Below are 19,260 nucleotides of genomic sequence, written 5' to 3'. Positions count from 1 at the left end.
AGTCATACGGCGGGTTTGTAAGCAAAGGACAGGTGAGGCTTTCGCTGGTTTGGCCGAGGTCGAGCACGATCAGGGATAAATTTCTGAAGGTTTTTGACGATTTCCGAGAAGATTTCCTTGGTAACTCGGGTGGTGATTTGCTGCACACCCGCCAAGACTCGGGGCAAGATACGACGTACGGTATTGAAGGCCATCGTCCGATTCACTCGCCATGGCGAATCGCTGGGCAGCCGCTCTTCCGCAGCCAGGTAGGTGGCCAGGGCATTGAGATTGTCACACACCATCTTGGCCCCAACATCCTGGCAGGCGGCCAGCCAAGTCAGGCCGGACGTGTGCTCCAGATTGAGCCGGTGTTTGATGCGCTTGAACGCCTCCTCGATACGCCAACGGCTGTGATAAAGGGCTGAGAAGCTTGTGGCCGGATACCGCGCGGTATCAAGCAAGGAGGTCATCAAGACCCGTACCTTGCCAGTCGGCGTCACCTGACGAATCAGGCGAACCATAGAAGGCAGACGCGGACACTCGTAATCAATGGCATCCTGACGATGCGGTGGCGGCAATGTCACCTGCGCCTCATCTTCTCCGGATCGCATGAACTGGGTGATGGCAGAAAAGGAAGCGGACGAATCACAGCGTATGCAAAAGGGGATACCTCGATGCAACAGCGCCGCGACCAACCAGGCACCCGGATACCCGCGATCAAGCACCAGCATGTCCTGAGCACCGAGTCGGTCAAGCCGCTCAAACAACATCTGACGTTCGCCGACCAGCGAACTGTGCAAAATCAGCGAGTCGAACAATTCGATCCCTGGCCGAAACAAACCGAAGATGGCCGCTTCTCGAATATGGCGGCGCCCTTCCAGGTCAAGCAAGGTCAGACGTACCTTCGATGCATCCGCCGCCAAGACCCGCAAGCCTTGCCAGTCCGGCTGCTGCGGAACGACCTCATCGACCAGGCGCAGCAATTCTGTATTGAGCGGCTCAAAGAGATTGGCGACCAGATGGCTGCGCGCCTTTGAGAAGGCACTGGCCGTGATCGCCCGACAAAGGCGGGTTCTTCCGGCAAGCAGGGCAAAGCAGGAATCAAGCTCCGCCTGAACTGCGCCGCGAATGCCGGTGAGCAGGAAAGCGATCAGATTCGTGAATGGCAATTCACGGTTTCGGGTGAAAAACCGAGGCTCGCGGCGGGCGGCGGCAAGGAAATTGGCGCCATGAATGTAGTCCGTTAGCCGTGAAACGATATTGGCATATTTAGGCCGTCATATAACGCCTATTTATATCAATTGGTTACATGCTCGATTATATCTTGGCGCGGCCAGATGGCAAAGTTGCCAAAATTAGATGACAGACCGCTAAGTCAAGAGGATTGGGGCATAGCCAGGCAGAGACAGCGCGCCTTCCAGCACGGCCTGCTCGATGAAGGCTTGCCAGATTGGCCGGCACAACTGATGAACGATGACACCATGCTGCAAGGCTTCGCAACGACGGCGAAACTCCGGTAAGCCGGCCCGGATCGACGAGTAATTGACCTGGGTGAGATCCCCGGTTAGTTGCTCGTAGGTCACGCCCATGGCGGCGGCGACAGCGCGGAACTGCATGCGCAGGAACTCGGCGTAACTTGCGCCAACATCGGCGGGTTGCGAGAACTTCACGTCCTCACCGGGCTCCAAGGTTTGCAGCGTGCCGGGTTCGAGGCCGGTAAAGGCCACTCCATTGGCGTCCGAAACGCCTTCGCCCGTCAGGTTATCTTCTGGCGCGAGCCGGGTGATGAAGCCGGCAAACATGGCGGCTGTTTTCTTGCGCACCAGTTCGGCATCATTCTACTGGTCTAGTTCGTTCAGTTTCACCAGCGCCCGTGCCAACCAGGGCTCACCCCGAATCTGTCCTGGACGCAACGGCCGGAACAGGTGCAGGATTTCCGACGCATCGATGCGAACCGTTTCGATACCCCCGTTGCCGGACATCGGAGCCAGTGCGCCATCCTCCGGATGCGCCCGATACAGGTGGTAGGCCACCCGCCGACCCAGCCGATCGAACTCGATGCCGGCACGAATTACGTTGCCGTTTTCTGCCGTGGTGTTCATCGTGACGGGTAGATGCTCAGGTTCGAGCACTTGCAGTTGCAGGGCGACCGCCAGGCTACCCGCGAGAACTTGCTCAGGTTCTGCGCGGTGAGTTCGTCACGGTGGGCGAGCACACAGGCCTTGGCATCGGGATGGGCGAGAAACTCGCCCGCCGTGCCTGAGAGGCAGATGGTCTTGCCAGCACCGGTCGGGGCGGCGCCCAGCGTATTGCCGTGGGTCTTGAGCGCCCCGACACAGCGCGTGACGAACTCGCGTTGGCGCGGTCGGAGAATCATAGCTGTTTCTCCTTATTGCGCCCAAGTGGGCCGCGTAGATACAGAAGGAGCGGCAGCCGGTGCAGCGTGTGCCGCCGGCGCACTGCTGCTGAATCCGCCGGTGGGAACAAGTGCGCGACTGACGGCACCAATCAATGCCGCGTACTCCTTGCTGTCGGGCTGGATCGCAGACTTGACGACATTCTTGGTCTTCCCGACACCGGCGGGTCCGAGGATGACGCCCGAGGAACGGCGGTTTTCTGCGAGGCGCTGATCGGCGGTAATGATCGGAAAGGGCATCTCAGACCTCCGTGCCAAAGATCTCGGCTACCTTGTCGGTACCGAGTACGCCCCGGTTACGGGCCAGGTCATGCAACTTTCTCAGTGCGTGAAGTTGCCCACCGATGTTGGCCGATTCGTATTCCAGACCTTGGATGGCAAACGCAATATCGTCGACGCTGGCATCTTCAATCTGAAGACCATCGATCGTTGGCTTACCGCCGTGCCCCGGCACCCTGACAGTGGCCGGAAGTTCGGACAGAAAAACGGACTTCTTGCGCAGCGATTCAATAAGGGATTTCAGCATGGTGATTACTCCGAAAGCAGCGCGAGGCGATAGCTGGCTTTGCCAACCTTGACGGTGCGCGCGGGGGTGAATTGGGAACGCAGGGATTCCTGCCAGGCTTGGTAATTGGTTTCGCTGACCCGGTAGGACGTCTCGATGAACTCGGCCGGGTTGTCACCGGCTGCAGCAATACGTGCGATGAGTTCGGCCAGTAGCTTCTGGTCCCACTCGACTTTCTTGGGCAGATCAGCGGTGACGCGTACATTGCCGTCATCGAAATGGACGACGCCGGTGTCCTTATGTGCTGCCAGGCGTAATTGATGCGCGCGATCTACGTACTTCAGGTCCAGAGCACGGTCGATGTGCTCGACGAGTGCCTTGGATACAGTCAGTAGCTCTGCCGCATCGTTCTTGACCTGAAACAGTGAATTACTGGCCAAGTTGGCAAGCTCACTAACCGGAGTGGCGGTTAGTGCAACATCCGTTCTGTAAATTCTTTTCCTGTTGGTTTTGCGTGGCTGTGCTGGCCGGAGCGACAAGGGTGCGTAGCGCCCGAGTCGCGGAGGACGGCACAGCCACGCGGCGAAACATTGACCGGCTACTCCCGCAGGCGATTTCTTCGGGGCATTCTTACCCATTCCCACGAAAGAATCGACAGCATGGCACAACGCGTAGAACATCACCCTCTGGATGCCCGTTTTGCGGTGCTGCTAAACAACGGTCTGGATGGCGCCGGCGAAGCACTGCGCATTCTGGTCAACGAGGCCAGCCGGATTGAGCGCAAACTTTTTCTCAATGCCCAGCCCCATGAACGTACCGTCGAGCGCTCTGATTACGCCAACGGCTTCAAGCCCAAAACGATGATGACCCGGGTTGGCGAACTAACCTTCGAGGTGCCACAGGTGCGCGGCGGCGGCTTCTACCCCAGCGCCCTGGAGAAAGGGTCGCGGACCGAGCAGGCGCTCAATATCGCCTTGGCCGAAATGTATGTACAGGGGGTTTCCACACGCAAGGTGATCACCGTCCTGCAAGCCTTGCTTGGGCCAGAGGTGTCGATTTCGTCGACGCAGGTGAGTCGTGCCGCCGAACAACTGGATGCCGGGTTGGCCGTCTGGCGTGAGCGACCGCTCGATGAAACGCCTTATGTCTTTCTCGATGCGCGGTACGCCCCGAAGGAAGTCCTCTTGGGGGACGAGCGGGTGCGCGAGGGCGGGCAGCTGGTCGACTGTGCCGTGCTGGTGGCGGTCGGCATCACGCACAGCGGTCATCGCCGGGTGCTGGGCGTCTCGGTCGCCTTGTCCGAGGCGGAGGTGCATTGGCGGGCCTTCCTCGACAGCCTGGTGCGGCGGGGACTCAAGGGCGTCAAGATGATCGTCGCCGATGCGCATGCCGGTCTCAATGCGGCACGCCGCGCCACCTTGCCCAGCGTACCCTGGCAACGTTGCCAGTTCCACCTGCAACAGAACGCGCAGTCGTATGTCACCCGCCTTGATCAGCGCAAACCGGTGGCGCAGCGGATTCGGGCGATCTTCAATGCACCGGACAAAACCGAAGCGGAGCGCCTCTTGCGTCAGGCGATCGAGGCCTGGCGGACCGAGGCGCCCAAACTGGCCCAGTGGGCCGAGGAGAATCTGCCCGAGGGGTTCGCTGTCTTTAATTGGCCAGTGGCCCAACGCGTCCGGTTGCGCACGACCAACGGCCTCGAACGCATTAACCGCGAGATCAAACGCCGTACCCGGGTGGCTTCCATCTTCCCCAACACCGCTTCCTGCCTCCGCCTCGTCTCAGCGCTCCTCGCCGAATGCGATGAGGAGTGGATGACCGGGAAAATCTATCTCAACCTCAAAGACTGAGCCCATCCCGATGGAATCGCCTGAGAACTTTTACAGAAAAAAAGTTGCACTGCCGAGTGGCGAGAATTTGGTCGGGAATTGTGCGGCTCATGCTGCACCTCCGACCACGACGCGTTCAGAGGTGCTCTTGCGCAAGCTGTCGGCCTCAAAGGATTCGACGTCTTCGAAGCGATACAGCACGCGCCCTTGCAGTTTCAAAAATACGGGTCCGATTCCCTCGGTCCGCCAACGTTCCAGTGTGGCTTCGCTGACGTCCCAACGGTCGGCCAAATGGCGTTGGTTGAGGTGTTTGATACTCACGTTTATCTCCCTTCGGGTGATTGCGAAAACGTGAGATCAGTGTCGAATGGCACTTACTTAACATTCAACTCTTTGATGCAAATGATGAAACAGGCTGGATCGACGCGTGATAAGTTGGCGTCGCCAAACACCCAACCCGCCCACGATGAGCCAGCCCAAATGCATCCTATCCGCAGTACACGCGCACAGCAACACCGAACGGTCAAGGCCCACGCTGCCCAGAGCGACGCCTATGCGTTTTTCAACCTGTTGATGGGGCCGGAATTGTTCGATGCCGTGGAATCTGAACTGCCGCCCCACCGAGAAAGGCAATATCCCCCGACGGAGACGTTGTCGATGTTTCTGGCCCAAGCGCTGAGCACCGATCGTTCCTGCCAGAAGGCAGTCAATGACCGTGCGGTCAAATGCCTGGTTGGCGGCCTGGTGCCGGGCAGCACCCACACGGGCGCCTATTGCCGGGCGCGAAAGCGCTTGCCTTTGAAGATGCTCAGTACACTGGCGTGCCACGTGGGGCAAAGAGTCGCCACGCAGGCGCCGACAGCTTGGCATTGGCGGGGTCGTCCCGTCCGTCTGGTGGACGGGACGACCGTCGTAATGCCCGACACCTCAGACAATCAGGTCGTCCCGCAACCGACGAGCCAGAAGCCGGGACTGGGTTTCCCGCAGTGCCGGATCGTTGGGCTCGTTTGTTTGGGTAGCGGGGCGGTACTCAATGCCACGACCGGCTCCTGTCGGGGCAAGGGCAGCGATGAGCAGTCGTTGCTGCGTTCGATATTCGATTCCCTGGAGCAGGGTGATTTACTGTTGGGCGACGCCTTCTACGCCACCTATTTTCTCCTCTGCTCATTACGCGAGCGGTGCATTGATGCGGTGTTTGAACAAAATGGCGCGCGGCAACGCACCACCGATTTTTGCCGAGGTCGGCAGTTGGGGCAGTGCGATCATCTGATCGTGCTGCCAAAACCCGCCAGCAAACCCGACTGGATGCCTCAGGCCGACTACGATCAGGCCCCCGAGAGTCTGACCGTACGCGAGCTTCGGGTCGGCGGCAAGACACGGGTGACGACATTGCTTTGCCCAAAACAAACCGACAAGACTGCCTTGAAATCGCTCTATCGGGATCGCTGGCACGTTGAACTCGATCTGCGCAACATCAAGACCACGCTCGGCATGGAACGACTGAGTTGCCTGACGCCTGCGATGGCGATCAAGGAAATCTGGGTCTATCTCCTCGCCTACAATCTGATTCGGTTAATGATGGCTCAGGCTGCAATGCTCTCCCACAGATTGCCGCGCCAACTGAGCTTCAAGCATACCGTGCAAATCTGGCTCGCCTGGGCACCCTTTGCGAGCCGCAGCCATCACAACATACACAGCGAACTATTCGTTTTAATCGCCCAACAACAGGTCGGTAACCGACCGGGCCGGATCGAGCCTCGCGCCGTCAAACGACGACCTAAACCCTATCCAATGCTCACCAAACCACGTAATCTCGCCAAAGCTATCGTCATGAAAAATGGACATCCCAAAAAGCTTAAGTAAGTGCCATTCAGATCAGTGTCGGATTCGTGGTGTACGGGCGTCCGCCACCGCCATGTACGGGCTTGTGTACGGGCACAACAAAAACGAGAAAATTGGGGGTCTAGAAAGCAAAAAACCGCCCGAGGGCAGTTGTGCGGAGTTAGGCGGGATGGCGATGGTTACTCAAGATTGAATCCGTACTCACTGTCGTCGTTGTTCACGATGTAGTCTTCCCAGAACGTATTGCCACTGAATAGATTTTGCATTCGGCGGCTACCAGAGGGTTGAGAAGCGCGAGGAAAGCCAGGGGAGCGAAGTTGAATGGCACGTTGCCATGAAACCGTGCAAACGCAAACTTCTGGAAGGAACGGAGCTGGGCCGGTTGGTTGCGCAACTTGAACACACCAAAGCCAGCATCGGGGCCAAGGTTGAACATCCCTTCCATGTCGTGAAGAACCTCTTCAAACATCGCCAGACGCGTTATAGGGGATTGGTCAAGAATACGGCGCAGCTGTTCTCGCTGTTTGCCATGGCAAATCTGGTGCTCACCCGCCGCTGGTTATTCGCGGACAGCCAAGTTGCGTCCTGAAGGTCAGAAATGCTCCGAATAGTGGGCGATATCATTTTTTTTCGGGCTTGCAGCCAGATAGTTTCGTAAAAGACTTCACTTCTCAGCATTTTTAGGTGAATTGATCAGCGGTTCCCTATGTCTTTACGCTGGTGCATAAATTCCAGACGCCGGAGCTGCTCTGTGACCGCACCGACGTCATTGTGCTGACTGACGAGGCGCACGGCAGCCAGTACGACACGCTGGCGCTCAACATGCGCGCCGCCCTGCCCAAGGCGATGTTCCTCGCCTTTACCGGAACGCCGCTGATCGCCGGTGAGGAACGCACCAGGGAGCTCTTCGGCGACTACGTGTCGATTTACGACTTCCAGCAGTCGATCGAAGACGGCGCCACCGTGCCGTTGTTCTACGAGAACCGCACGCCGGAATTGCAGCTCATCAACCCGGACCTCAACGAGGACATCTACCGGCTGATCGAGGACGCCGAACTCGACCCTGAGCAGGAGGGCAAACTCGAACGCGAGTTGGCGCGCCAGTACCACCTGATCACCCGCGCCGACCGGCTGGAAGCCGTGGCGCAGGACATCGTGCGGCACTTCCTCGGTCGCGGCTTTGTCGGCAAGGCGCTGGTGGTGTCGATCGACAAGGCCACCGCGCTCAAGATGCACGACAAGGTGAGGGTGTATTGGGCGGTGGAAACGGAACGGGTGCGGAAGGAACTGGGCGAGCTGCACTATCAACCGGGCGGCGGCATGACATCCGAGCAGGCGCGGCGCGACTTGCGGATGGCCGAACTGAAACAGCGTCTTTCGGTGCTGACGACGACCGACATGGCGCTGATCGTCTCGCCGGGGCAGAACGAAATCGCCCAGATGCAGGCGCGGGGCCTCGACATCGCGCCGCACCGCAGGTGGATGAACGAGTCGCAGCCGGGCCTCGAAGAGAAGTTCAAGGACACCGAAGACCCGCTGCGCCTGGTCTTCGTCTGCGCCATGTGGCTGACTGGCTTTGATGCGCCGAGCTGCTCGACGATATATCTCGACAAGCCGATGCGCAACCACACGTTGATGCAGACCATCGCCCGCGCCAACCGCGTTTTCCCCGGGCGCGGATTCAAAACCGAAGTGCAACTCTGATGTTTAACAGGTTGGGTGGGCGAGATGCAGTAGCATCCGAGCCCCTCGACCGCTAAGTCAAAGTTGCCCAACATGAGTTACACGCAGCTCACCCGGAACGAACGTTACCAGATTGCCATCCTTGCCAAGGCAGAACATGACCGAAGTAGCATAGCCCGGTTGATGAATCGACATAAATCGACGATTAGCCGTGAGATGACACGCAATCGTGGTTAGCGTGGTTATCGGCCAAAGCAGGCCCATGCGTTCTCAGAGGCCCGCATGCGGGCCTCTGAGAACGGTCCGCGCATTGCAGATCTGACATGGATTTTTGTCGAGACCCAGTTGGCGGAAACCTGGAGCCCTGAGCACATATCGGGTTACCTGAAGACCAACGATAAACCGAGTGTCAGTCATAAGTGCATCTATACTGACAAGCGAGCGGGTGGCACTTTACATCGCAAATTGCGCTGCCAGAAGGCTCGTCGAAAACGCTACGGTGGCCGCGAACGACGTGAAACCATTCCCAATCAGGTGTCCATTGACTTACGCCCCGCCATCGCGAATTGCCGTGAACGCTTTGGCGACTGGGAGGCTGACTTGGTGATCGGTGCCGGCCAGCATCAGGCGCTGGTCACGCTCAACGAACGCATCTCTCGCTACACCCTCATCGCCCATGTGCCAGCCAAGACCACACAGGCTGTCTCAGATGCGATGATTTCCCTGCTGACGCCTTTCGCGAACGCTGTCCACACACTGACGACGGATAACGGGAAGGAGTTTGCTCAGCATCAGCGATTTGCCGAGCAACTCCAGGCTGATTGCTACTTCGCCCACCCCTATGCTTCTTGGGAACGCGGGGCCAACGAGAATATGAACGGCCTCATTCGGCAGTTCTTCCCCAAGAAAATGAGCTTTGATGGCATCTCCGAAAAAAATATCGGACTTGCCAGGCTCCGTCTCAATCACCGACCTCGAAAATGCCTTGACTACAATACACCTCACGACCTCTTCATGAGTCAGCTACACTCCCGTCATTACCCTGTTGCATTTCAGAGTTGAATCCGCCCATCGAAAGAAGGTCGGCGCGGCTTTAATGCCAACTGACGCGCCACTCTCCAAGTGCTGACAATTCTCTCAGGTGGCTGGCCTGCCGCTCCTGTCGCACACTCCAAGACCATCACAAGGCGGCCGTACCGGGCTTTGCGGGCCGACTATCCGAATCGCCGTACCCCGCTCCGTGCCAGCATGGCAGGAGGCATCGAGCGCAAGAAAAATGCGTCGTTTGATCTTTCAGGAGCGTGGCCGTCCGGCTTCAAGCGTGATCATCCGTATCTTGGGCGAAGAACAGGCGCCGTTCGACGATACAGTCAGCATCCCCCATCCGGTACTCACGACAGACATCCGGGCGGCGTTCGTAGATGACGCAGCGCATGGTGTTGCGGTCGACGGCGGCACACCAGCCATCGGCAAGGCGGCGCATTACCGAGCCGCCCCATCGATCCTCGACCACGAAGCGCGCCGGGACGTTGTCTTCGCCGGCCAGCAGGACTTCCAGCCGGCAGCAGCAGGCTGCGCAGGAGGCACATGAGATGGCCGCGCCACCGTCCGTTGCAATATTAGTATCCATGCGTGACATTGTCCCACAGCACCTTATCCGTTCGGGCAGTTCACGGCCAATCCTCGTGACTTAGCATCTTGTCATGGAGCGGTTTTGTAGGCATGAGACTTGTGTGGCTTGGGTCGAATAGGTCGCGGTCGGTTTCGGTTGGGGATGAATTTTTGAAGGTTCAGGACAATCTCGGAGAACAGTGCGGCGACGATGCGCGAGGTCAAGCGAAGGCGACCGGTGAGCACTTGGGGCAGCAGGCGGCGCAGATGCGAGAAAGCCAAGGTGCGATTGATACGCCACGGCGAATCTGGGGCGATGAGGTGCTCCGTGGCCAGATAGACCGCCAGCGCATTGAGGTTGTCGCAGAGCATCTTGGCGCCGACGTCCTGACAGGCCGCGAGCCAGGTCAAGCCAGACGTATGCTCAAGCGACAGGCGATGCTTGAGGCGCTTGAAGGCCTCTTCGATGCGCCAGCGCCGATGATAGAGATCTGCGAATGCAGGCGCCGGATACTGCGCACTGTCGAGCAAGGACGTCATGAGCACGCGCACCTTACCGGCGGGTGTCACTTGGCGGATCAGGCGCACGGTCGAGGCCTGGCGGGGACACTCATAATCGACGGCATCCCGGCAATTCGGCGGTGGCAGGGTCACCACGGTGTCGTCCTGGCCGGAGCGCATGAACTGCGTGATGGCGGCAAAGGTCGACGACGAATCGCAGCGCATGCAAAAGGGAATCTCCCGATGCAGCAAGGCGGCCACCAGCCACGCGCCCGGGTAACCGCGGTCGAGCAGCAGCATGTCGTGGCGGTCAATCCGGTCCAGGCGCTCGAACAGCATCTGCCGCTCACCAACCAGGGGGCTGTGCAGGATCAGCGAATCGAACAACTCGATGCCCGGACGAAACAAGCCGAACAGCGTCGCCTCGCGCACACACCGCTTGCCCTCCGCGTTGAGCAAGGTCAAGCGAACCTTGGAGGCATCGGCGGCCAGAACCCGCAATCCCTGCCAGAGCGGCTGACCGGGAAGGGCTTCATCGACCAGCCGCAGCAACTCTGTGTTGAGCGGATCGAAGACATTCGCATAGAGGCGGCTACGCGCCTTCGAGAACGCACTGGCGGTCACCACCCGAGACAAGCGGGTTCGCCGCGCCAGCAGCGTGAAGAACGCATCGAGTTCGCCCTGCACGGCCCCACGCACACCGCTGAGCAGGAAAGCGATCAGATCGGTGAAGGGCAATCCACGGCTGCGCGTGAAATTCCGGGAATCACGGCGAGCCGCTTCGCGAAAGGCTGTGCTCTGAATGAAGTCCGCAAGCCTGAAAAGCACATTGACATATTTAGGACGGCATATTTAACCTATAAATATCAATCCGTTACGAGACCCAATTCTACCCCGACATGGCCGGCTTATCGCGGCGGCTGTAAAATATGCAAACGCGCTAAGTCAAGGGGATTGAGTTCACGGCCCCGCTCAACGGCGCTATCAGGCACCATAATCCGTGAGCCGCGGTCACCACAGGCGATTCGGGCAACTTTTCGGCGTTGACCGCACCCATTGCCGTCGGTATGGCTGAAGCGGCGGAATCGCTGGCGCCGGCGCTCGACACGCGCCGGTTGCGGCGCCTCGGCCGAGCGACGGTTGCTGTATGCTTGCTCGGGCGACTCAAACTGATCCGCCTATGAAGAATCCCGTTCCCGTCATCGTGATTGCACAACTGTTCGGCACTTCGCTGTGGTTTTCCGCCAACAGCGCCGCCGATGACCTGATTCGCACCTGGGGCATCGCGCCGGCGGAAATCGGCACGCTGACCAACGCCGTCCAGTTCGGCTTCATTCTCGGCACCCTGAGTTTCGCCGTCTCCGGGCTGGCGGACCGCTACGCGGCAAGCCGGATCTTCGCGCTTTGCGCACTGCTCGGTGCGCTGTTCAATGCGGCCTTTGCGTTGTTCGCCAGCGACATGGCGAGCGGCATTCCACTGCGTTTCGCGGTCGGCCTGTGTCTGGCCGGCGTCTACCCACTGGGCATGAAACTGGTCGTCAGCTGGGTGCCGGAACGCGCCGGCGCGGCGCTCGCCCAACTGGTCGGCATGCTGACCCTCGGCACCGCGCTGCCCCACGGCATCCGCCTGGCCGGCGCCGGCTGGTCGTGGCAGGCGACGATCCTCGTTTCGTCGGCGCTGGCGCTGATCGCCGCAGCGATGATCCTGTACCTCGGTGACGGGCCGCATCTGAAACGACGCCACGATGCCCCGCCGCTGCGCCTCGGGCGCGTCTTCTACGCCTTTTCGGTGCGCGAGTTCCGCGCTTCGGCGCTCGGCTACTTCGGCCACCAGTGGGAGATTTACGCCTTCTGGACGCTGGTGCCGGCGCTGTTGCTCCTGAGCGGTCTGGCAGCCGCCGGCAGCGCGACGCTGTCCGGCCTGTCATTCGCGATCATCGGCATCGGCGCCCTCGGTTGCGTGCTCGGCGGCTGGTGGAGCCAGTGCATCGGCAGTGCGCGCGTCGCGGCCACCGCGCTCGCACTCTCCGCCCTGTGCTGCGCACTCTTTCCGTTCAGCGAAGCGTGGCCAGCCTGGACAAAAATCAGCCTGCTGCTTCTCTGGGGTGCCAGTGTGGTTGCAGATTCGCCGCATTTTTCTGCCCTTTCGGCACGCGCCTGCCCACCCGAGATCGTCGGCAGCGCGCTGGCGATCCAGAACTCGATCGGCTTTGCCATCACGACGATTTCAATCCATCTCGGCACAGCCTGGATCGGCGACTGGGGCATCCACATCGCATGGCTTCTTCTGCCCGGGCCGCTGCTGGGGCTGCTCGGGCTTTATCCCCTCTGGCGGCGGGCGAATTCTCGGTTAATACTTCCTTAAGCTACTCATAAGGCGGCGTTAAGGCTGGCTCTCTACACTCCTTCTCCATGAACACGACAAGGAGAACGACTGTGAGCACCCTTCCAGCCCTGTGCCTGCTGCTCGCCAGCATCGCCGCCCACGCCGAAATGGCGCAACAGATCGCCCAGACCTACTCCACCGAGGCAGCCGCCCGGCAAGCTGGCTTCATGCCTTCCGCAAAACGCGGCGATGCATTTTTCCGCCAGCGCTTCGCCAACAACGACAAGATGCCGGCGTGCACCAGTTGCCATACTGACAGCCCACTGAACGCCGGTCAGCATGTTGTCACCGGCAAGGCGATCCGTCCGCTGGCGGTGGCCGCCAATGGCCAGCGCTTCAGCGACCCGACCAAGGTCGAAAAATGGTTCGGCCGCAATTGCCGGGAAGTCATCGGGCGCGACTGCACGCCGGCCGAGAAGGCCGATTTCGTCACCTATATGAGCGAGGTACGCTGACATGAAACGCATCGCCATCACCTTTATCCTCGGCGCCGCCCTCCCGGCGCTCGCCGACCGGGTGCCGCTCCCGGCAAACGCGCCAGCCAGCTACCAGGCCGAATGCGCCAGTTGCCACATGGCCTATCAACCGGCGCTGCTTTCGGCGAACGACTGGCGGCGAACGATGGCCGGCCTGAAGGAGCACTTCGGCACGGATGCCGCGGTCGACAGTCCTGCAGGGCAGGAAATCGCCAGCTTCCTCGAGCGCAACGCAGGCAACGCCGGCAAACTCGGAAGCGCCGGCGAACCGCCCCGCATCAGCCAGACCGCGCGCTTCGTCCGCAAGCACTGCAAAATTTCAGCGAAATACTGGAAGGACCCGCGTGTCAAATCGGTGGCCAATTGCGAAGCCTGTCATCGCGGCGCGGCCGAGGGCAACTACAGCGAGCACGACATTCTCATTCCGGAATTGCGGAGGTAGGCCATGCAAAAAATACTCGTCTGGGACTGGCCAGTTCGCCTCGGCCACTGGCTGATGGTCGCCGGCTTTATTGTGGCCTGGTTGACCGGCGACAGCGAAACCTTTCGCCTCGTTCATCTCGTCGCCGGCGCCACGGTGTTTGCGGTCGCCATATTCCGCCTGCCCTGGGGCTTCATCGGCAGCCGCTATGCGCGCTTTGTCGATTTCGTGCGCGGTCCCGGCGCCGTCAAGGATTACGTCGTCAGCCTGCTCAAGCTGGAGCCGGCCCACCATGTCGGCCACAATCCGGCCGGTGGTTGGGCCATCGTGCTGCTGCTCGGCCTTGCCATCCTGACCGGTTTCTCAGGCTGGGCGAACTACAACGACCTCGGCGGCGACTTTCTTGAAGCACTGCACGAAGGACTGGCTGTCGCGATGCTCACCGTGGTCTTCATCCACGTCGCCGGCGTCCTGTCCGGGAGTCTGATGCACGACGAGAACTTGGTGCGCGCCATGCTGAACGGCCGCAAGCAGGGAATGCCCGACGAGGCCATCCGCTCGGCCCGGCCGCTGGCCGGCGCTATCTTGCTGGCCTGGGTCGCCGTCGCCGGCTGGTGGATTGCCACCTGATAAAATTAAGCCATGCGTATCCTGCTCGTTGAAGACGACCCCCAGCTTGGCGACGGCCTGACCGTCGGCCTGCGCCAGGCGGGTTTCGCGGTCGACTGGGTAAAGGACGGCAATTCCGCTGACCATGCGCTGCAGGCCGAATCCTTCGATCTGGTCGTCCTCGACCTCGGCCTCCCGCGCCTCTCCGGCATGCAAGTCCTGACCCGCGCCCGCGGTCGCGGCCAGACCGCGCCAGTGCTCATCCTGACCGCGCGCGACGCCACCGGCGACAAGGTTTCGGGCCTCGATGCCGGCGCCGACGACTATCTCGTCAAGCCGGTCGACCTCGACGAACTGGCCGCCCGCATTCGCGCCCTGACCCGGCGCAGCGCCGGCCGCGCCGCCCCGCTGCTGACCCATGGTGACATCGTGCTCGATCCCGCTGCTCATAGCATCACGCTGGCCGGCGCGCCGGTCGAACTTTCCGTCCGCGAGTTCTCGCTGCTGCAGATGCTGCTCGAAAACGCCGGCCGGGTTCTCAGCCGGACCCAGCTCGAACAATCGGTCTACGGCTGGCGCGACGAACCCGACAGCAATGCCCTCGAAGTGCACATCCACTACCTGCGCAAGAAGCTGGGCAGCGAGTTGATCCGCACCCTGCGCGGCGTCGGCTACACGATCTCCAGGTGACGACCGCCTGGTTCTCGCTGCGCCGCCGCCTGCTCGGCTTGCTGCTTGGCGGCGTCGCCGCCGCCTGGCTGGTGACCATGGTCTTCAGCTATATCGATGCCCACCATCAAGTCGACAAACTTTTCGACGCCCAGCTTGCCCAGGCGGCACAAACCCTGCTCGCGCTGGCCAGCCACGACGAAGGCGATGACATCGATGACCTTGGCGACGCGGGTCACAAGTACCAGCGCCGCCTGCGCTTCCAGATCTGGCGCGCCGACGGCAAACTGCTGATGCGCTCGAAAAATGCCCCGAAAACGGCGTTGACCGCAACCGACGGCTTCTCCGAAACGCGTGACCGAAAGGACCGCTGGCGCCACTACAGCCAGTGGAACGACGACCGCAGCCTGCAGGTCCAGGTCAGCGAGAACCACCACATTCGCGACGAGCTGATCGGCCACATCGCCTGGCGCCTGCTCGTGCCGGCCCTCTTTGGCCTGCCGCTGATCGGCTTCTGGGTCTGGCTCGCCACCCGCCAGGGACTGTCGTCGCTCGACGGCATCGCCAGACAGATCGCCAGCCGCGCGCCGCAGCAACTTCAACCGCTGACCCCGGCGACCGCCCCGGAAGAAATCCGCACCATACTCGAGGCGCTGAACGGCCTGTTTCAGAGGGTCGAAACCGCGCTCGAAACCGAGCGGCGGTTTACCGCCGACGCCGCCCACGAACTGCGGACGCCGCTCTCCGCGCTCCAGGCGCAAGTGCAGGTCGCCCTGCGCGCCCGTGACAGCAGCGAACGCGACTGCTCGCTGGCACAACTGCAAAGCGGTCTGACCCGCGCTTCCCACCTCATCGACCAGATGCTGCAACTGGCCCGCCTCGACCCCGAATCCGGCCTGCCCGATCCGCAGCCGGTCGACCTGGCGGTGCTTGCCGAAACCGTCTGCGCCGATCTTGGCCACCAGATACTCGATAAGGATCTCGATTTCGCGCTTGCTGCGGCCCCCGGATGCATCGTCACCGGCCAGGCAGAATGGCTGCGCGTGCTGATCCGCAATCTGATCGACAACGCCATCCGCTACACCCCGACCGGCGGCTCGCTGCGTGTCCAGGTAGCTGCCACGAACGGTCAAAGCCGTCTGAGCGTCAGCGACAGCGGTCCCGGAATTCCCGCCGGCGACCGGGAGGCGGTCCTGCGCCGCTTCCATCGCCTGAACCGGGGAGAACATCCAACGGGCAGCGGGCTCGGCCTGGCCATCGTCGCCCGGATTGCCGAATTGCACGGTGCCGATCTTGAATTCGCGGCCGGTGAAAACGCGCAAGGTTTGCAGGTCACGGTCACCTGGCCGGCCCCGGCCTAAGCCTAGAAATCAGGGTCGATGCGCCATCGCGCAGAAGCGTGGTCCTTTACTGTTAACTAACCTAAGCCGGACGATCCGGAACCAAACAGGTATTACGATAGAAGCCTGACGAATGACCGAGGAGGCGATCATGTTGGCGATGGCTCTGGCGGAACGATACGTGACGAACATGCATGGCGTGCTTTCGTGCTTTGACCGGATCATTATCACCGGCACGCTGCCTGGTGCGTGCTACGCGGCAGGAATGACGAGTTATTTGTACACGCACGGAATTCGGGTATTCGACTACCCGCGATTTGCCGAGCCGCTGCGAGATCGCATTCGTGAGCGTGCGCAGGAGGTGTGTCTGGCGGCGGGTATTGAAATCGAGCACGTCAGCAAAAGCCATATTCGCAAGGAAGAGTTGGTCGCGCGAGTGCTCGCCGGTCGCGGCGACGCACCGGGTTTGGTGCATGTGCTCTCGGCCATGGAAGCCTGTCCGAGCTACAAACCGTGGCATGACAAAGGCAGTGGCAAGACTTACCTGCGCCCCGATCAAGGCAAGTGCCTGCACTACTACTTCTATTTCATCGACGAGGAACTGGGGTTGTGCTACCTGCGTGTGCCGACGTGGGCACCGTTCGGGTTGCAGTTCTACTGTAATGGTCACAGCGCTCTGGCAAGAACTCTGACGCGAGAAAGGATCGACTTCCTCCAGCAGGACAACGCCTTCCTGCGTGTCGCCGACATCGCGCAGGCGCAGGCGCTGGCGGATGCGTTCAGTCCCGACGTACTTCACCCGCGACTGGATCGCTATGCGCAGTGGTTGTGCCCAGTGCTTGACGTCTTTGGATCCTCGTATCACTGGAGCTTGCGCCAAGTCGAATACTCCACCGACCTGATGTTTCGCAGTGAGCAGATATTGGTTCCACTGTATGACGCCATTTCGCGCCAAGCGGTCTTGGCCGCCAACGCAGAACGCGTCTCCAGCTTTCTGGGCAAGAAGGTCACGCCACAACTGGCCCAGGAGATCGGTTCCCGGTTGTCCACCCGTATCGAGGGGCGCTGCATCAAGCACACCATGGGCGCCGCTGGCGTCAAGGTGTATGACAAATTCTCCCGCGTACTGCGGGTCGAAACGACCGTCAATGACGTGAGTTTCTTCAAACACCACCGCAAGGTGGAACACAAGGACAGGCACGCCACCCGAGAATTGGCGCCCCTGAAGAAGACAATCTATAGCCTGATCGACCTGCGCGACATCCTGCTCGGCTGCAACCAACGTTACCTGGCGTTCCTCTCCAGCCTCGATGACCCCAGTGCCGGCGAGCGTGACTTGGAGCGATTGAGCATGCCACGGTTGGGGGCGGCTCCCGGTGTCAAAGGGGTGAACTTCTTTGATCCTGCCGAGAAAGCCTTGCTGCAAACCATGCAACGCGGCGAGTTCAACATTCACGGTTGGCGTCGTGCCGATCTTCTCAGCTATCTGAAGCTCACTCCGTCCGCCATGTCGCGCCAACTTGCCCGACTGCGTACGCTCGGCTTGATCAAGAAAGTCACTCATACCTATCGCTACTACCTCACTCGATTGGGACGTTCAGTCGTCGCTGCGGCCTGCTCATTGACCCGCTTCAACATAGTGCCAACCATGGCTTGCGCATCCTGAATTCTTCTCATGATTTGTGATGATTGAACTGGTTAGTGACTAAAGAGTAAATGCGTTTGCCCTGAGAGAGAGAGAGGAGAGAGCTGGTCCCGTTTGTTTGGACAGTTTTTCCACGGAGATAGGTGGAGCCCTGCGGGGTAACGCGGTGGTCATGCTGCGACCGTCTCTTTTGGCAGGTTTTCGACGTAGACCGTATCCGGCGTTTTACCGTCAAGGGTTTGATGCGGTCGGCGGGCGTTGTAGAAATCCAGGTAGCGCCCCAGGTTGGCCTTGGCATCGGCCACCGTGTCGTAAGCCTTGAGATAGACCTCCTCGTACTTGACGCTTTTCCAGAGTCGTTCGACAAAGACGTTGTCACGCCAGCAGCCCTTGCCATCCATGCTGATCCGGATTCCGTTATCCTTCAGCAACCCGGTGAAATCGCTGCTGGTGAACTGGCTACCCTGATCGGTGTTGAAGATATCCGGCTTGCCGAAATGCAAGATGGCTTCGCTGACCGCCTCCAGACAGAAATCCGTAGTCAGCGTGTTGGATAACCGCCAGGAGAGGACTTTCCGGCTGCACCAGTCGATAACGGCGACCAGATAGACGAAGCCCCGGCGCATCGGAATGTACGTGATGTCGGTGGCCCAAACCTGATTGGGGCGGTCGATGACCAGGTCCCTGAGCAGATAGGGATGGATCAGGTGGGCATCATGCCGTTTGGAAAGGTTCGGTTTCCGGTAAAGTGCTTCGATCCCCATCTTTTTCATCAGCGTGCGCACGTGCTTGCGGCCGATGGAATGGCCTTCCAGGCGCAGCAGGTCGCGCAGCATCCGGCTGCCAGCGAACGGGTGCTCCAGATGCAATTCATCAATGCGGCGCATCAGCGCCAGATCGGCGGACGAGACAGGTTCCGGGGTGTAGTAGGCGGTCGACCGGGCAAGCCCGAGAATCCGGCATTGCCGGACTACCGGCAGGGTGTGGCTGCGGTCAATCATCGTCTTGCGCTCAGCAGTCCCGCCTTGGTGAGCGCGCCTTCTAAAAAATCATTTTCCAGACTCAGGCGACCAATCTTTGCTTCCATGGCCAGAATGTCCGGGCCTTTCTCCTTGGCGGCCGTGTCGCCAAACACGACTGACGAACGCTCCATCAACTGTGTCTTCCAGTCGGTAATCTGGTTGGGGTGAACATCGAACTGCTGCGCCATCTCGGCCAGCGTCTTGTCGCCCTTGATCGCCGCCATCGCCACCTTCGCCTTGAACTCCGGCGAGTGATTCCGCCGCTTCCTTCTCGTCATCTTCTTGCTCCTCATTTCGGCCGCTACGCGGCCTGCGATTGA

The 19,260-nt window shown here is 60.4% G+C and carries 18 protein-coding genes and 5 pseudogenes; 13 read left to right on the top strand and 10 right to left on the bottom strand.

Translation table 11 applies throughout. From position 1 onward, the window contains the following. Nucleotides 1-2: 2 nt before the first annotated feature. From IPP03_05165 to IPP03_05140, 6 genes and pseudogenes are all read right to left on the bottom strand, one after another. Nucleotides 3-1,217, bottom strand: coding sequence for an IS4 family transposase (locus IPP03_05165; protein MBL0352070.1), 1,215 nt, complete (start codon nt 1,215-1,217; stop codon nt 3-5). A gap of 156 nt (nt 1,218-1,373) precedes the next feature. Next, nucleotides 1,374-2,138 (bottom strand): annotated as a pseudogene (locus IPP03_05160) (phage portal protein). Between the two features lie 2 nt (nt 2,139-2,140). Continuing rightward, nucleotides 2,141-2,359, bottom strand: a pseudogene (locus tag IPP03_05155) (DEAD/DEAH box helicase family protein). A 12-nt stretch (nt 2,360-2,371) separates the two neighbouring features. Beyond that, nucleotides 2,372-2,638: a hypothetical protein gene (locus IPP03_05150; protein MBL0352069.1), complete on the bottom strand. Its 267-nt coding sequence runs from the start codon at nt 2,636-2,638 to the stop codon at nt 2,372-2,374. Between the two features lies 1 nt (nt 2,639). Next, nucleotides 2,640-2,924, bottom strand: a complete 285-nt coding sequence (locus IPP03_05145; GenBank protein MBL0352068.1) for a hypothetical protein — start codon at nt 2,922-2,924, stop codon at nt 2,640-2,642. A 5-nt stretch (nt 2,925-2,929) separates the two neighbouring features. Next, nucleotides 2,930-3,397, bottom strand: a complete 468-nt coding sequence (locus tag IPP03_05140; protein MBL0352067.1) for a hypothetical protein — start codon at nt 3,395-3,397, stop codon at nt 2,930-2,932. Nucleotides 3,398-3,562: 165 nt separating this feature from the next. Between IPP03_05140 and IPP03_05135 the strand changes: the two genes are divergently transcribed. Beyond that, on the top strand, nt 3,563-4,756 hold the full coding sequence (locus tag IPP03_05135; protein ID MBL0352066.1) for an IS256 family transposase: 1,194 nt from the start codon (nt 3,563-3,565) through the stop codon (nt 4,754-4,756). 87 nt (nt 4,757-4,843) lie between these two features. Here the strand turns inward: IPP03_05135 and IPP03_05130 are convergent, their stop codons facing one another. Beyond that, nucleotides 4,844-5,056 (bottom strand): DNA-binding protein, encoded by a 213-nt coding sequence (locus IPP03_05130; protein ID MBL0352065.1) that lies wholly within the window; start codon nt 5,054-5,056, stop codon nt 4,844-4,846. A gap of 159 nt (nt 5,057-5,215) precedes the next feature. Here IPP03_05130 and IPP03_05125 point away from each other — a divergent pair, with 159 nt between their 5' ends. The 4 genes and pseudogenes from IPP03_05125 to IPP03_05110 all read left to right on the top strand — a co-directional run bounded on the left by IPP03_05125 (nt 5,216) and on the right by IPP03_05110 (nt 9,322). Then, nucleotides 5,216-6,598: an IS4 family transposase gene (locus IPP03_05125; GenBank protein ID MBL0352064.1), complete on the top strand. Its 1,383-nt coding sequence runs from the start codon at nt 5,216-5,218 to the stop codon at nt 6,596-6,598. Between the two features lie 250 nt (nt 6,599-6,848). Further along, nucleotides 6,849-7,166: pseudogene (locus tag IPP03_05120) on the top strand (transposase). 116 nt (nt 7,167-7,282) lie between these two features. Next, nucleotides 7,283-8,254, top strand: a pseudogene (locus tag IPP03_05115) (type I restriction endonuclease subunit R). Nucleotides 8,255-8,353: 99 nt separating this feature from the next. Continuing rightward, a pseudogene (locus IPP03_05110) lies at nt 8,354-9,322 on the top strand (IS30 family transposase). A gap of 253 nt (nt 9,323-9,575) precedes the next feature. Here the strand turns inward: IPP03_05110 and IPP03_05105 are convergent. Beyond that, nucleotides 9,576-9,899 (bottom strand): YkgJ family cysteine cluster protein, encoded by a 324-nt coding sequence (locus tag IPP03_05105; protein MBL0352063.1) that lies wholly within the window; start codon nt 9,897-9,899, stop codon nt 9,576-9,578. A gap of 62 nt (nt 9,900-9,961) precedes the next feature. Then, nucleotides 9,962-11,224, bottom strand: coding sequence for an IS4 family transposase (locus tag IPP03_05100; GenBank protein MBL0352062.1), 1,263 nt, complete (start codon nt 11,222-11,224; stop codon nt 9,962-9,964). A 191-nt stretch (nt 11,225-11,415) separates the two neighbouring features. Here IPP03_05100 and IPP03_05095 point away from each other — a divergent pair, with 191 nt between their 5' ends. The 8 genes from IPP03_05095 to IPP03_05060 all read left to right on the top strand — a co-directional run bounded on the left by IPP03_05095 (nt 11,416) and on the right by IPP03_05060 (nt 17,939). Then, entirely contained in the window at nt 11,416-11,556 is a 141-nt protein-coding gene (locus tag IPP03_05095; GenBank protein MBL0352061.1) for a hypothetical protein, read from the top strand. Beyond that, the gene (locus IPP03_05090; GenBank protein MBL0352060.1) at nt 11,553-12,737 is read left to right on the top strand and encodes an MFS transporter; all 1,185 of its coding nucleotides are present in this window, start codon (nt 11,553-11,555) and stop codon (nt 12,735-12,737) included. Before IPP03_05095 ends, IPP03_05090 begins: the two co-directional genes overlap by 4 nt. A 47-nt stretch (nt 12,738-12,784) precedes the next feature. Further along, nucleotides 12,785-13,213, top strand: coding sequence for a DUF1924 domain-containing protein (locus tag IPP03_05085; protein MBL0352059.1), 429 nt, complete (start codon nt 12,785-12,787; stop codon nt 13,211-13,213). Between the two features lies 1 nt (nt 13,214). Further along, nucleotides 13,215-13,676 (top strand): diheme cytochrome c, encoded by a 462-nt coding sequence (locus IPP03_05080; GenBank protein ID MBL0352058.1) that lies wholly within the window; start codon nt 13,215-13,217, stop codon nt 13,674-13,676. A gap of 3 nt (nt 13,677-13,679) precedes the next feature. Further along, complete coding sequence (locus tag IPP03_05075; GenBank protein MBL0352057.1) at nt 13,680-14,285, top strand: cytochrome b/b6 domain-containing protein; 606 nt, start codon at nt 13,680-13,682, stop codon at nt 14,283-14,285. 12 nt (nt 14,286-14,297) lie between these two features. Next, a complete protein-coding gene (locus IPP03_05070) occupies nt 14,298-14,954 on the top strand; it encodes a response regulator (GenBank protein MBL0352056.1) in 657 nt (218 codons plus the stop codon). Next, the gene (locus IPP03_05065; protein MBL0352055.1) at nt 14,951-16,294 is read left to right on the top strand and encodes a sensor histidine kinase N-terminal domain-containing protein; all 1,344 of its coding nucleotides are present in this window, start codon (nt 14,951-14,953) and stop codon (nt 16,292-16,294) included. Before IPP03_05070 ends, IPP03_05065 begins: the two co-directional genes overlap by 4 nt. A 112-nt stretch (nt 16,295-16,406) precedes the next feature. Then, complete coding sequence (locus tag IPP03_05060) at nt 16,407-17,939, top strand: MarR family transcriptional regulator (protein ID MBL0352054.1); 1,533 nt, start codon at nt 16,407-16,409, stop codon at nt 17,937-17,939. Between the two features lie 149 nt (nt 17,940-18,088). Here the strand turns inward: IPP03_05060 and IPP03_05055 are convergent. Beyond that, a protein-coding gene (locus IPP03_05055; protein ID MBL0352053.1) for an IS3 family transposase occupies nt 18,089-19,218 on the bottom strand; the annotation gives its coding sequence in 2 pieces (ribosomal slippage) (nt 18,089-18,969 and nt 18,969-19,218; 1,131 coding nt in all). Nucleotides 19,219-19,260 lie beyond the last annotated feature (42 nt).

This window comes from Candidatus Dechloromonas phosphoritropha (assembly GCA_016722705.1).
GTDB lineage: Bacteria > Pseudomonadota > Gammaproteobacteria > Burkholderiales > Rhodocyclaceae > Azonexus > Azonexus phosphoritrophus.
Note: the sequence above shows the minus strand (reverse complement) of the source record. Positions and strands in the feature narration are given on the sequence as shown.

Bases quoted from the DNA above. Each gene is read 5' to 3' on its own strand.
- IPP03_05090 (MBL0352060.1), top strand. From the start codon at position 11,553: ATGAAGAATCCCGTTCCCGTCATCGTGATTGCACAACTGTTCGGCACT.
- IPP03_05135 (MBL0352066.1), top strand. From the start codon at position 3,563: ATGGCACAACGCGTAGAACATCACCCTCTGGATGCCCGTTTTGCGGTG.
- IPP03_05125 (MBL0352064.1), top strand. From the start codon at position 5,216: ATGCATCCTATCCGCAGTACACGCGCACAGCAACACCGAACGGTCAAG.
- IPP03_05145 (MBL0352068.1), bottom strand. From the start codon at position 2,924: ATGCTGAAATCCCTTATTGAATCGCTGCGCAAGAAGTCCGTTTTTCTG.
- IPP03_05150 (MBL0352069.1), bottom strand. From the start codon at position 2,638: ATGCCCTTTCCGATCATTACCGCCGATCAGCGCCTCGCAGAAAACCGC.
- IPP03_05075 (MBL0352057.1), top strand. From the start codon at position 13,680: ATGCAAAAAATACTCGTCTGGGACTGGCCAGTTCGCCTCGGCCACTGG.
- IPP03_05105 (MBL0352063.1), bottom strand. From the start codon at position 9,899: ATGTCACGCATGGATACTAATATTGCAACGGACGGTGGCGCGGCCATC.
- IPP03_05070 (MBL0352056.1), top strand. From the start codon at position 14,298: ATGCGTATCCTGCTCGTTGAAGACGACCCCCAGCTTGGCGACGGCCTG.
- IPP03_05080 (MBL0352058.1), top strand. From the start codon at position 13,215: ATGAAACGCATCGCCATCACCTTTATCCTCGGCGCCGCCCTCCCGGCG.
- IPP03_05060 (MBL0352054.1), top strand. From the start codon at position 16,407: ATGACCGAGGAGGCGATCATGTTGGCGATGGCTCTGGCGGAACGATAC.
- IPP03_05085 (MBL0352059.1), top strand. From the start codon at position 12,785: ATGAACACGACAAGGAGAACGACTGTGAGCACCCTTCCAGCCCTGTGC.